Below are 12,248 nucleotides of genomic sequence, written 5' to 3'. Positions count from 1 at the left end.
AGGAAAAATCATGACAGTTATTTTAAATACGTGGGTGTTTGAAGCGTTGGTCAAGCAAGGAACGTCACAAGTCGCATTGACCCAGAAGGTGGCCGACCTGGGCGCCGATGGCATTGAGGTTCGGCGCGAATACTTCACGGACATCGCCCACGAGACCGTCGCTGTCGGTCAATTGGCTAAGAAGCTGGGCCTTGTCGTCAACTACAGTGTGCCCGACGAGGTCTTCTTGCCAGACGGACGGTTGAATCCACAACTGCCAACCTACTTTGCGGAAGGCCAGGCCATGGGCATTGCTAAAATCAAATTCAACACGGGCCACTTCGACCGCTTCACGGGTGACTTGGCGCAGGCATTAGGCCAGCTGCCACTCGACCAAATCGAGATGAACGTGGAAAATGACCAAACGCCGGTTTCTGGCACAGTGGCGGCGATTCAGGCCTTCTTGACAGCGGCACATCAGGCCACGACGGCCAACATCGGCTACGTCTACGACCTGGGCAACTGGGCCTTTACCCACGGGGATGCCGCCGCGGCTGCCCGCGCATTAGCGGCAGAAACGCATTACATTCATTTGAAAAATACCAGTGACCAAAATGGCCAGCTGCAGACGACAGCTGACCTGGATACGGGTATTTATGATTGGCGCCAATTGCTAAAGCTCCTGCCTCACGACGTTCACTTTGCCTTGGAATACCCAATGGCGACCGACGCCGAGATTACCCAGCAGTTACACTTGCTGCGGGCGGAAGTAGGTGATTAGCATGGGTTCAACGATTAGCGCCATCCTATTATTGCTGACGTTCGCTGGTTTCATCTATTACATCGTCAAGGGTGGCAACCTGATGATTGGCTTCTTCATCATGGCGATTCTCTGGGCCATCATCGGTCAGATTCCGGCGGACCAAGTGATTCAAAAGGTCTTCGCCGAACCCGCCTTGAACTACGGGCCGACCATCATCTACATTGTCTTCGGGTCTTGGTTCGGCCGGGTATTGGTCGACAGTGGGATTGCGCCAGCCATTTCCGAAGCCACCAATCAAGTGGGGAAAAAACGGCCATTGTTGGCCATTCTGCTAGTCATTATCGTCACGGCTTTCATCTTTGTTAGTGCTTACGGCGTGGGCTCTGTGATTGCTATTGGGGTGATTTTACTGCCCATCATGTTGTCGGTGGGTTTGCCTCGCGACATTGCGCTGTCGGCCTTCTCCATGGCCATCGGGGCACCGATGTACTTAAACGTCGTGCTTTACAACCAGATCAAGGCGTTCTTCCCCAAGGCCCAATACGGCGGGACTTATCTGGTCTTTGGAGTCTGCGCCACATTGGTACAATTGGTCGCCGTCATGATCTTTGTCTTCTGGCACCGTAAAAAGATCGACCCCAGCAAGGCCGACGAAAATCTGCGGATCATCGGCGCGGAGACCAAACAGGCTGCCGACGTGAAGGTCCCTAAGTTGGCCTTCATCGTGCCAATCGTCCCCGTCTTGATGAATATGTTATTCAAATGGGATGCGATTCCGGCACTGACGCTGGCCACCTTGCTGGCGATGCTGTTGACCGGCAAATTCAAGGGATATCAAAAATTTGTCACGTTCTTGAACAGCACCATCAAGCAGGCCATCAGCGATATTGCCGGTCTGATCATGTTCTTGATGGCTCTAATCATGTTCAGTGGGGCGGCATCCATGGATGCGGTGCGGTTCCGGCCGTTATTTGAAGCGGTATTGCCACACAACATGTTGGTCCTGGCCTTGGCCTTTGGGATTTTGGCACCGCTGGCGTTGTTCCGTGGACCATTTCACGTTTGGGGTGCCGGGGCTGCCACGGCGGCAGTTCTGTCTGGGATTGGCTTGTTCAGCGATGCCTTTCTCCTACCGCTGTTGTACGTGCCTACCTTGCTGGCCGTTTCCACCGACATTACCCAGTCTTGGAACGTCTGGGGACTGGACTATATGAAGGTTCAGACCAAGGACTTCCTGAAACACGGGGTACCCATCATGTGGGCCGTGTCGATTATTAACGAATTGCTAGTGTACTGCTTCTTCGGCTAAATATTTCGAAAAGAGGATAACTAAGATGAGTGAAATTTTAACGATGGGCGAACCAATTGTGACGTTTGCCTCCAAAGAACCGGATGTTTCCCTGCGTGACGCCCTGGAATTCCATAAAATTTTGGGTGGCGCTGAGCTGAACGTTGCGATTGGGGCCCAGCGGCTGGGTCATTCCGTGGACTACGTTTCTCAGGTAGGCGAAGAGCCCCTGGGCGACTACGTGATCAAGACCATCAAGTCCCATCACGTGGGAACGCGTTACATTAGCCGCGATTCGCAAAACTGGACGGCCTTTCAGCTGAAGGACCGCGTCACCCAAGGCAATCCGACCACGCACAACTACCGGCGCGCTTCCGCAGCGGCACACCTAACGCCAGCGGTCGTGGACCAAATTGATTTATCAGACGTCAAGGCGGCTCACATGTCTGGCATCTTCCCAGCCATTTCCGATACCGCAGAAGCCGCCTTTCGGACGCTCTTGCAACGGTTGGAAGACGCCGATATTTTGACGACCTTTGACCCGAACTTACGGCCAACGCTGTGGTCTAGTCATGAGAAGATGGTCGCCACGCTAAATGAACTCGCGGGGCACGCCGACATCGTGTTACCCGGGGTTGAAGAGGGGGAAATCCTCATGGGGTCCGCTGATCCGGAGACCATTGCGGACTTCTATTTGCAAGGTGCTCGGACCAAGGTGGTCATCGTCAAGGTCGGACCCGCGGGCGCCTTCGTCAAGCGTGATAACGGCGATAGTTATTTGGTCAAGGGCTTTAAGGTCGACAACGTGGCCGATACGGTTGGCGCCGGAGATGGGTTTGCCATGGGTGTCTTGACGGCATTACTAGAACACAAGTCCTTGAAGTCAGCCGTCATGCGCGGCAATGCGGTCGGGGCCTTGCAGGTGCAGACTTATGGCGATAACGACGGGTACCCGACTCCAGCAGAGTTACAGGCATTTTATCAAAGAGAAGGAGTGGCAGAAGCGTAATGGACTTACAAGTTGCAATTGACCGCGTCACCTTGGACCGAGCCGTGGAATTGGCTCGCCAGCTAGACGAACAGGTTGATATTATTGAGTTGGGAACGTCCTTGATCAAGGACTATGGTTTGGAACAGATTCACGCGCAGTTGCCGAAATTGCGGCACGCCAAGCTGTTATTGGATTTAAAGACGATTGACGAAGGCGAGTATGAATTTGACAAGGGTTTCGCAGTCGGTGATATTTTGACCGTGATGGGTGCGGCTTCGCCAGATACCCTGACCAGCGTCTACGAACTGACCCAGGCGCGGGGCAAGCAGATGTTCATCGACATGATGGAGATTACCGACGCCAAGACGGCCCAAATCGTGGACCATCCGGACGCCATCTACGGAATTCACCACGCTAAGGATTCACGGGCTGGTTTTGATGCGGCCGCAACGGTGGCAGATTTCCACGCCAAGTATCCGGCGGTCAAGCACATTTCTGTGGCCGGGGGTATCGACCTGGCAATGGCGCAAAAACTGGCGACGCAGGGCATTACCGAGTCCGTTATCGTCGGGAGCGCCATCGTCAAGACGGCCGATCCCGTGGCCGCTGCTCAAAAATTTATGGAGGTTATGCACTAATGACACTGATTGAACAAGTGACGCAAGAAGTAAATGAAGTCATGGGGATGATTGACGAAAGCCAATTAGACCAGGCAGAAAAGCTGATTCAAAAGGATAAACGCATCTTTGTACTGGGCGCGGGTCGGTCCGGCTTAATGGCCAAAGGGTTTGCGATGCGGTTGATGCACATCGGCTACACGGTCTTTGTGATTGGGGAAACGATTACCCCATCCGTTCAGGCAGGCGACGTGTTGTTGGCCGTTTCTGGTTCTGGTAAGACGGCTAGCATCCTGGAACTGGCAGAAAAGGCTGCGGCTAACGGGGTTACCGTCATTTCCGTCACCAGCCACGCCGATTCACCGCTGGGCAAGGTCGGCCAAGCCGTGATCGTGGTACCTGGTGCCACGAAGGGTGGGGATGGTGTGAAGTCCATTCAACTCCTGAGTACGCTATTTGATCAAAGCGTGCATTTGACGTTAGACGTTCTGTGTTTGAAGTTAAGTCGGCGTGACAACGTGTCGAACGCCTCGGCTGCGGCGACTCACAGTAATATGGAATAGAAATGACCACGCGGAAAACAACGGGCCTCGGTTCGTTGTTTTTTTGTTAAACGGAATTTTGCGCGGAACGGACAAACCATGCTAAACTAATGAATGATGTTACCCGATAAACGGGGTAATCGACATAAACTAACTTATTGGAGCGAACTAGGCGATGGCACGGAAAGCAAACAAAAATGCAAATATCAAGGATGTTGCGGCGTTGGCCGGCGTGTCGATTGCGACGGTTTCCCGCTTTCTCAACGGTAATCTGGGCCGCATGTCTAAGACTACGGCGGATAAGGTCCAAGACGCAATTACCAAGTTGAAATACGTGCCCAATTCGGTCGCGCGACAGATGATTACCCAGTCCAGCAAGCTGATTGCCGTGATGGTGGCCAACGTGGATGATTACTTCTCGACGGAACTCTTTAAAGGGATCAGTTCGATTTTGGAAAGCCAAGGCTACATCGGTGTTCTGTTGGATGCCAACGCGGATATTGAGCGGGAAAAGACCCTGTTACGGGCGATTGGCTCGCGCGGTTTTGACGGTCTGATTCTACAGTCCTTTAGTAATCCGCAAACGGTGCGGGAAATCTTGCACCAACAGATGCCCGTGGTCAGCGTTGACCGGGAAATGGACGCTTGCCCGTGGCCGCAAGTAATCACGGACAACTACGAAGCAGCCAAGGCGGCGACGACGTATTTTGAAAAGCAAGGGTACCAACACGTGGTCGTGGTCACGTCCGAACTGGCCCTTAGTCGGACGCGGCAGGAACGGTTTCGCGGGATTCAGGCGGCCGCCGACAACGTGGATGTGCTGGAGGTATCCGAAACATCCTACAACCACAGTGACGTGCACCAACGCCTGACGCAATTGATTACCAAGAGCGACCAGAAGACGGTGGTCTTTGCCCTAAAGGAACGTTGGTTGCTGGAATTCTTCCCCAATCTGATTGTGTCCGGTCTGATCGACAATCAAGACGTGACGGCCACCGGTTTTGCCGACACGGACTTCATTCGCCGGATGGAACCAAAGCTGACGTTGATTACCCAAAATCCCTTTTTAATGGGTGCCAGCTCGGCAGAACTCATGCTCCGACAACTGGCGGGTGAACAGGTCGCGCCGGATAAGATGATTATCCCGGCCAAATTACAGTAAGCAAAACGGTCACGCAAACATCTTCTGGATGCTGGTGTGGCCGTTCTTTTTGAATGAAGTTTAAATCAATTCCGCCCCCAGGCAAGTCTTGAAGTGGTTCAACGCCCAGGTGTGGCCGGCGGGGTCGAAGCTGGCCACGGCGTCTTGGGGGATGATGAGGCGGTAGCCCAGGTTGTAGGCATCCACGGCCGTGTGCAACACACAGATGTCTGTGCAAACACCGGTAAGGATCAGGGTGTCCACGTGGCGTTCGCGTAGGCGTAAATCGAGGTCGGTGCCCGCAAAGGAGCTGTAGCGGGTCTTATCAAATTGCCAGACGTCATCGGCGGACTGGTTAGTGGCGTACCACTCCTTGAGCGGCCCAAAGAGTTCCCGCCCCCAACTGCCGCGAACGTTGTGTTGTGGGAAAAGCTTGGTCTCGGGATGGTAAGGGTCGTTGGGCGTGTGGACGTCGGTTGGCAATAGAACCCAGCCGCCCTTTTCGTGAGTCTCCTCGGCCAATTGGACGATCTTAGGTGCCAAAGCTTGCCCCGGTTGTCCGCAGGTTAAGGCGCCCTGGTCCGCTACGAAATCATTGGTATAATCGATGATCAACAATGCTTGATTAGTCATGAAAATTCCCCCGTTTTCAGTCGTTTTCACTAGTATGCCGAAGCCGGGTGGGGAAGTCAACGGATTACGTTATTCGTTTTTTTAATAAGACTAACTGTGGTGTCGGGATGACCGGCAGGATTTGGTGTGGTAAAGCGTGAAAAAGTAAAGGCAACGGAGTCTTAACGGGTCTATAAGAATTGTAATACTAGTTAGTTTGTGAAGGTGTGGCCCCCTGTAACGGCTGCTATTATCAGAAAGTAACGACTATCAGGCTAATTAGATTAGTGCGAAATAACAATCAATACACTACAATGATTGTACACAAGTAGTTTTGCGGGCGGTGGCTGTCTTTCCCACGAGGTGGATGTTAATCCATTTTAATTTGAGTTACAATTATTAGGTAGGAAATAGATTAGGGGGTAATGAGATTGTTTAAAATCAACAGGAGAGGTGCCATTTGGCTGATGTTGCTGGGCGCTGTAACGGGGAGCATGGCCGTAACAAACGCATCAGCCATGAGTAAAGGGACTAAAAAGACCCTGACAATGCTAAAAAAGAGGGAAAACAAGAAAACAGCGACTAGTCGTCAGATTGATGCAGCGCTTGATCAAGTCGGTGTGAAGAATCTCAGTGCATTAATGCAAGACGATAATAATGGCGAGTTACCCACGGACTTGCCGGCGGCCTTGAGTACACACAAGCTGACGCGGGCAGTTAAGATTTCTGTCGGGGGTAAGAAGTCAGTGACGTTACCTAAAGGGTCCGTTGTATTGGGGAGCAAGTACACTTTGAATCCAGACTTCCCCAGTCGCTTCGGCATTGCAATTGAAAATCTTAGTAAGAAGAATCAGAAGCGGGTTTTTAAATCATTGAGTAAAGTACAGCCAAGCGCCTACTTCGTTCTTGAAGGGAAGAATCAGACTGCTGTTGGTCCATACACCAAGAAGACGGCTTTTTCATACCGGGGTGTTCAAAATCTACCGGACTTGCAGAGTAAAAATTTGCAATCGTACTTTGACGGCGACCGTACTGGAAATCCATTTTTAACGGTTACCGCTGATAACTACTTGAACGACTACACGAACTACCGGAGTAAGTCGGGGAAAGTCAATTACAGCAAGTACTCGCAGTCAGTCAAAATCAAAAAGCTCAAGCGCGGTAAGACCAACTTTACCTATTACCTGGCCAAGCCAATGAAGGGCTTCGGCGCTAAGAAGGTTCGCGTCGGCAAGGCATACCAATACAAGTTGAAAGTCTCCTTAGGCCATGTTTTCAGAAGCTATGATAACTATAATTTGGATCCGGGCGGCTACAGAATAACAGTCAAGGTTGGCAAGAAGAGCTTTTATGTTAACCTGGGGAATATCGCTGAAACGTACATTGGCAACGCGAAGAACGACCAGTATGTTGAGAATGCGGTTAAGCCGGCGGACGCGCAAAAGTACATTGCCAATTTGCAGTAGCTGATTTTAGCGCAAAGGGGACTTGAATGAACGGATGAGGAGAGTGAACCGCTATGGCTAAGAACGCGTACACTGAGGCACGAGCCAAGGCCAATAAAGAGTGGAACGAAAAGAATAAAGACAGAATGCGGTATCTAAGTGCCAGATCAAGTGCACGTAGTTTTATTCGCAATAAGGCCACCCAGGAGGATCTGCAAGAACTCAGAGAACTCATTAAGCAACGAGAAACGGTTCTAGACGAGCAACAATGATAGATTAGGGGGTAATGTGATTGTTTAAAATCAGCAGAAGAGGTGCCATTTGGCTGATGTTGCTGGCTGTGGCTACGGGGATTGGTCTACTGCAATCGGAGACGCAAGCAAGTGCCAAAATAACCGCATCCTATCCATGGAAGTACGGGTTGAAGAAGAATTATTCCTGGAAGCAGCCCAAAGATGCCGCACCAGTTTATTACACCAAGGTCAAGCAGACGCAGAAGTCCGCGTACATTTGGAATAAGAAGTTCACTAAGAAAACGCACAATCTGAAGAACTTTCCTTACCACACTTGGTACGTTCAGCAATCCTTTAAACGCAACGGGAAGGTCTACTACAAAGTGTACGGCGGCAAGGTATCTGGGTACGTTTGGCACGGCTACCTAACGCCAGCGATTTCCAGGGATTTGCCATCTTTCACTTCGAATAAGGCGTATGTTAAATACCTAAAGACGAACCCATCGCAGAAGCTATCGCGAGCGCTCTTAAAGTACTTTCCGAACGCGACGGTTGACCTGACGTTAACCAGACACGCTGCGGGTCAATACGTTAACAGCCAGGCCACGCCGTTGAAAGGCTACCAGGCCATGACGCTGAAAGACTACCAGCACGTGATTGATTTAACCAAGTTACACTTTAAAGTGACCACGTCGCGGACAATCACTGATACCTATGTTCAGGATGCGCTGATGGATCCGGTGTTGACCAGCAACGCGAAGAAGGCTAAGCAAGTCAACAAGATCTTAGTCAAAAACGGCTACACGCAAAAGAAAATTGCCAGCTTGATCAACCAAGGCTATAAGCTGGGCATTTACATGAATGATAATACCGGCGTTAGTGCGGCTAAGAGCGGCTATCCGTGGACGATCAATACAGCTTTCAATGTTCAAAACGATTATGGCCTGTGCTTGGCCAAGTAAGTTAGCCGACGAGCAGCAAAATAAAGTCAAAATTTACAGTAGAATAGTTACCAGCAAGCGCCTCACGCCAACCCGTGAGGCGCTTTTCACATCCTCAATCATTTTTCACCTTGACAACCGCTACCCGCTATCGTATATTATTAGTGAATTGATATTATACGCGATATAGTATCAGAAAAGGAGGCAGTCACATGGCCATTCAGGTACCAACAGAGTTGTTAGACGGCAGTGTGCTGGGGCTACTGACGCGCGAAGACCATTACGGTTACACGCTGACCCAAGAAGTGCGGGCGCTGATTCCCATTTCCGAGTCGACCCTGTACCCGGTCTTACGCCGATTGAAGAAAAATGGCTGGTTGGAGACCTACGACGAACCCTTTCAGGGCCGCAATCGCCGTTACTACCGGCTGACCGCCAGTGGCCGGGAGCGACTCGCGGAGATTCAAGCAGAGTGGCAAGACTTTAACCAGGCCATCACCAAGTTATTAGGGGGCAACCAAGATGAATGATTACATTCAGGCCGTGCAACGCTTACTCGGCCAGCTAACGACGGCGGAACAACAAGAAGTCGTCGAATACTATCGGGAATACTTATTGGACGCAGGCATCACGACCTACGAACAGGCCGTCGACGAGCTGGGCACCCCCCGGTCGCTGGCGCGCAAGGTCCTGGCGGATTATTCTATCAAACTCACGGAACAAGACCAAGGCGACACCGCGCAATCACGGTCGTCCGTCCAGGCGACCAAGGCCAACGTGAAGACGGTCTGGCTGATCATCTTAGCGTTGTTGTCGACGCCGGTGACGATTCCGATTTTGATCGTAATTGGCGCGCTATTCATCGCGTTTGCAGCGGTCGTGTTTAGTCTACTGGTTGCGGCGTTGGCTGTCTTTTTAAGTATCATCTTAGTCGGCGTCGCTGGCGTGGTCGTCGGCATCGCCACCATTTGGCAGGCGCCGTGGACCGGAATCTTTTACCTGGGCGTCGGCCTGGCGGCATTAGGGGCCAGTTGGATTGGTTGGCTCCTGTTGAAATGGTTGGGGAGCAAGATTGCCTGGGCGTTAACCTGGGCGGCCAAGAAGATTTACAACCGCTTCATTCCACGGAGTCGGGCAGAACGGGGGCGTAAACAATGAAACGAACGACAAAAATTGCCATCATCTTACTGGTCCTGGGGGCCATTTTAATGGGTATCGGCTGGCTCAATCACGGCAACAAGGGCATCGCGTGGTCCAGTCAGGCGCGGCGCTTTGAGGTGATTCGCCACAGCACGACAAGTTATCAACCGGCGGCCTACGACAAGATCGTGATTGACGCGCACGCCCCGGTGACTATCGAAGCGGGAGAGACCAATCGCGTGCGGATCAGTCGCTTCGGCGATACCCAAGGACAATTGCGGACCAAGGTGGACCACGGCACGTTGACGGTTAGTGGCAGCAACGCGACCGAACACCTCAGCAACACCATCTTTGGCTTTAGCGACAGCGATTACCGACAAGGCGTGCTGATCACCGTGCCACGCGATCAAAAGCTGGCGGCGGTTACCGTCAAACACGGCTGGTCCGTATCAATGCAATCGCTACGGGCCAAACGCCTTGACGCGCGTATCAGTGATGACCTGCATCTCTACGACGTCACGGTGGATCGTGATGTGGACGTGCAATCCAGCAACGGCGACGTGTGGGTCAACAATTTGCGCGCTCGGCAATTGACGCTGCGGGCCGAAAATGGCGACGTGGGCCTGAACAATAGTCGCTTGACCAGCCAGCACAATCAAGTGTCTGCGGCCAACGGCGACCTGCGGGTAATCAAGAACACCCTTGGTGGCGGTCAACTCCAAGCGGATGACGGGGATATCCACCTGTTGAACAACCGCCTGGACCGCCTGTTGACGGCCAAGACGGCTGATGGCGACATCACCGCTCACGTGGCACCGTCGGCCGGGGTCAAGGCCACGGTCAAGGATCCCGATATGGGTGACATCAAGGTCTTCGGCAAGGTCCACAACAGCGGTTACCAGCGCCATCCCAAGGCCGCTGCCCAGTATCGCTTGGCGTCAGCAGACGGGGATGTGACGGTCAGTGCGGAGTAGTGGGGATTTTAGAAGATGAGTTGAGAGGCGATTTCGTTGGGAGGCGAAGTCGCCTTTTTGAGTACGGTAGAAAAGCAGTCGTTGGCAGAATCTTTGCTTGTGATAAAGACTGATTTGACGGGTAACCGCCTGCTCGAGACGTTAACGTCAAGATTGCTCTTTGGTCGGCCACTTACGGTGACGGAGATTATATTTCAGACGATGCAATCATACACGTGGTGTCTTGTATACAGTAAAGCACGTGTACTTTCTGACTTGCGGTCGTTAGTCACAATGGTTTCGGTAGCTATCAGCTGGCCGACGACACGTTATGTTCAGAAAAAAAGATATCCAACACAATGCCCAACGGCTACTTGATCGCGGTTGGAAAGGTTTTAGACGAAAGTCCTTTTTTACTAGATGTAATCATGGACAGATTTCCCATCTTGATTAAAATTTCACTAGTTTTAATCTGAATAATCGGGATGGCGGTGCTGATAGTTTTGTATATTTGAGATAAAAAGATGATTTCTATTCAGAACTGACCGCGCAGCAAGGCTAAACAATTGAGCTTGTTTTTAACGTAAACGTTTAATTATTTTTAAAAATACGTGGCCTGCTGATCAGTTTTGTAATGCAGCAGGGATCAGCTGATGTAGATGGAACGGCATAAAATCCGATTCGTGATAGTAAACGGGAAGTTCGTGATATTGAAGGAGCTGCGAAGAAAACTTAACGATAAGCATTTTCCGTAAAAAAAGAACATTCAACTTGAAAATCAAGAGTATATAAGTCGGGTAATAAGGAAGAAGCAATGAGGAATGTGCACAAACGATTACATGAGTAACATTCAACAATAAGTTAATATTTACATGTTGAACATTTGCTGAATTAATACTATAATTTCTGTATTATATTTAGAAGTAATTTTATGATTGTTTTCAAACTAACCCGAAGAGCCTATTTTGGTCATTGGCTTTGAGCAATGGGACGCTAGCCAACCACTTGAGTTCCTGCAGGAAGAGTCTGAGTGGAAATTTATAGTGATAATCTAGTCCTGCAATGTTAGTGGTCAACTTATTTAATGATTTGACAATGCTACAGCTAAAAAACGATGCCAATTAAGCGGCTCTGGTCGTGAAGAACGGCATGGTTTTGAGCTATAGACAATACGGGGGATTTTTATGACAGATTACAGTGAAGCGTATTCAAAGACTCTTGCGAATATTAACGGTCGAATGGAAGACCTACGTAAGACGTTGCTGTCTCTTCAAAATACATTAAATTTACCAAAGGTTCTTCGACCACAACTGCATCCTTACCTCTTCGACGACAAGCTGACCAGAAGTCAGGCATGTGATTTGTACATAGAGTCTCAAACGAAATTAGATTATTTATTTAAGTTACTGCTGTTTATCGAGCGCGACCAATATGGCGCATTAGCGGAAGGATTCACGGACTTTTTTGATAAACGGGATTTGTATTGGTGGCAGAGTGCTTTGAGCCTGCAGGGGAGTCCCCAATACTTAGAACATGAAATTATTGCGCCTGAATACTACGAACTGGCGCAAGAGCAAGCGGTGGCTGATTCTTGACAGTCGGC

The 12,248-nt window shown here is 50.7% G+C and carries 13 protein-coding genes; 12 read left to right on the top strand and 1 reads right to left on the bottom strand.

Annotated features, from left to right (window positions below; translation table 11 throughout):
- Positions 1–10: 10 nt before the first annotated feature.
- From LKH74_RS06345 to LKH74_RS06320, 6 genes are all read left to right on the top strand, one after another.
- Positions 11–760, top strand: coding sequence for a sugar phosphate isomerase/epimerase (locus LKH74_RS06345; protein WP_287788708.1), 750 nt, complete (start codon positions 11–13; stop codon positions 758–760).
- Position 761: 1 nt separating this feature from the next.
- Positions 762–2,051 (top strand): SLC13 family permease, encoded by a 1,290-nt coding sequence (locus tag LKH74_RS06340; protein ID WP_135368969.1) that lies wholly within the window; start codon positions 762–764, stop codon positions 2,049–2,051.
- Between the two features lie 25 nt (positions 2,052–2,076).
- Positions 2,077–3,039: a sugar kinase gene (locus LKH74_RS06335; RefSeq protein ID WP_135368970.1), complete on the top strand. Its 963-nt coding sequence runs from the start codon at positions 2,077–2,079 to the stop codon at positions 3,037–3,039.
- Positions 3,039–3,659 carry an orotidine 5'-phosphate decarboxylase / HUMPS family protein gene (locus LKH74_RS06330; RefSeq protein WP_287788706.1) on the top strand — a complete coding sequence of 207 codons (621 nt, stop codon included), beginning with the start codon at positions 3,039–3,041 and terminating at the stop codon, positions 3,657–3,659. Before LKH74_RS06335 ends, LKH74_RS06330 begins: the two co-directional genes overlap by 1 nt.
- The gene (hxlB, locus tag LKH74_RS06325; RefSeq protein ID WP_287788705.1) at positions 3,659–4,201 is read left to right on the top strand and encodes a 6-phospho-3-hexuloisomerase; all 543 of its coding nucleotides are present in this window, start codon (positions 3,659–3,661) and stop codon (positions 4,199–4,201) included. The genes LKH74_RS06330 and hxlB overlap by 1 nt, the downstream gene beginning before the upstream one ends.
- A 154-nt stretch (positions 4,202–4,355) precedes the next feature.
- A complete protein-coding gene (locus LKH74_RS06320) occupies positions 4,356–5,342 on the top strand; it encodes a LacI family DNA-binding transcriptional regulator (RefSeq protein WP_287788704.1) in 987 nt (328 codons plus the stop codon).
- A gap of 60 nt (positions 5,343–5,402) precedes the next feature.
- Here LKH74_RS06320 and LKH74_RS06315 read toward each other — a convergent pair whose 3' ends face one another.
- Positions 5,403–5,954: a cysteine hydrolase family protein gene (locus tag LKH74_RS06315; RefSeq protein ID WP_287788703.1), complete on the bottom strand. Its 552-nt coding sequence runs from the start codon at positions 5,952–5,954 to the stop codon at positions 5,403–5,405.
- 527 nt (positions 5,955–6,481) lie between these two features.
- Here LKH74_RS06315 and LKH74_RS06310 point away from each other — a divergent pair.
- The 6 genes from LKH74_RS06310 (at position 6,482) to LKH74_RS06280 (ending at position 12,240) form a co-directional block, all read left to right on the top strand.
- Positions 6,482–7,399 carry a hypothetical protein gene (locus LKH74_RS06310; protein ID WP_287788702.1) on the top strand — a complete coding sequence of 306 codons (918 nt, stop codon included), beginning with the start codon at positions 6,482–6,484 and terminating at the stop codon, positions 7,397–7,399.
- Positions 7,400–7,670: 271 nt separating this feature from the next.
- Complete coding sequence (locus LKH74_RS06300) at positions 7,671–8,573, top strand: D-alanyl-D-alanine carboxypeptidase (RefSeq protein WP_287788699.1); 903 nt, start codon at positions 7,671–7,673, stop codon at positions 8,571–8,573.
- Positions 8,574–8,764: 191 nt separating this feature from the next.
- Positions 8,765–9,082, top strand: coding sequence for a PadR family transcriptional regulator (locus LKH74_RS06295; protein ID WP_135368613.1), 318 nt, complete (start codon positions 8,765–8,767; stop codon positions 9,080–9,082).
- A complete protein-coding gene (locus tag LKH74_RS06290) occupies positions 9,075–9,710 on the top strand; it encodes a DUF1700 domain-containing protein (RefSeq protein ID WP_135368612.1) in 636 nt (211 codons plus the stop codon). The genes LKH74_RS06295 and LKH74_RS06290 overlap by 8 nt, the downstream gene beginning before the upstream one ends.
- The gene (locus tag LKH74_RS06285) at positions 9,707–10,666 is read left to right on the top strand and encodes a DUF4097 family beta strand repeat-containing protein (protein ID WP_287788697.1); all 960 of its coding nucleotides are present in this window, start codon (positions 9,707–9,709) and stop codon (positions 10,664–10,666) included. Before LKH74_RS06290 ends, LKH74_RS06285 begins: the two co-directional genes overlap by 4 nt.
- 1,163 nt (positions 10,667–11,829) lie before the next feature.
- Positions 11,830–12,240 carry a hypothetical protein gene (locus LKH74_RS06280; protein WP_135368610.1) on the top strand — a complete coding sequence of 137 codons (411 nt, stop codon included), beginning with the start codon at positions 11,830–11,832 and terminating at the stop codon, positions 12,238–12,240.
- Positions 12,241–12,248 lie beyond the last annotated feature (8 nt).

Origin of the sequence: Levilactobacillus sp. (assembly GCF_022646225.1) — a bacterium.
Taxonomy (GTDB): domain Bacteria; phylum Bacillota; class Bacilli; order Lactobacillales; family Lactobacillaceae; genus Levilactobacillus; species Levilactobacillus suantsaiihabitans.
Note: the sequence above shows the minus strand (reverse complement) of the source record. Positions and strands in the feature narration are given on the sequence as shown.

Bases quoted from the DNA above. Each gene is read 5' to 3' on its own strand.
- LKH74_RS06315 (WP_287788703.1), bottom strand. From the start codon at position 5,954: ATGACTAATCAAGCATTGTTGATCATCGATTATACCAATGATTTCGTA.
- LKH74_RS06345 (WP_287788708.1), top strand. From the start codon at position 11: ATGACAGTTATTTTAAATACGTGGGTGTTTGAAGCGTTGGTCAAGCAA.
- LKH74_RS06280 (WP_135368610.1), top strand. From the start codon at position 11,830: ATGACAGATTACAGTGAAGCGTATTCAAAGACTCTTGCGAATATTAAC.
- LKH74_RS06295 (WP_135368613.1), top strand. From the start codon at position 8,765: ATGGCCATTCAGGTACCAACAGAGTTGTTAGACGGCAGTGTGCTGGGG.
- hxlB (WP_287788705.1), top strand. From the start codon at position 3,659: ATGACACTGATTGAACAAGTGACGCAAGAAGTAAATGAAGTCATGGGG.
- LKH74_RS06320 (WP_287788704.1), top strand. From the start codon at position 4,356: ATGGCACGGAAAGCAAACAAAAATGCAAATATCAAGGATGTTGCGGCG.
- LKH74_RS06340 (WP_135368969.1), top strand. From the start codon at position 762: ATGGGTTCAACGATTAGCGCCATCCTATTATTGCTGACGTTCGCTGGT.
- LKH74_RS06285 (WP_287788697.1), top strand. From the start codon at position 9,707: ATGAAACGAACGACAAAAATTGCCATCATCTTACTGGTCCTGGGGGCC.
- LKH74_RS06310 (WP_287788702.1), top strand. From the start codon at position 6,482: ATGCTAAAAAAGAGGGAAAACAAGAAAACAGCGACTAGTCGTCAGATT.
- LKH74_RS06290 (WP_135368612.1), top strand. From the start codon at position 9,075: ATGAATGATTACATTCAGGCCGTGCAACGCTTACTCGGCCAGCTAACG.
- LKH74_RS06335 (WP_135368970.1), top strand. From the start codon at position 2,077: ATGAGTGAAATTTTAACGATGGGCGAACCAATTGTGACGTTTGCCTCC.
- LKH74_RS06330 (WP_287788706.1), top strand. From the start codon at position 3,039: ATGGACTTACAAGTTGCAATTGACCGCGTCACCTTGGACCGAGCCGTG.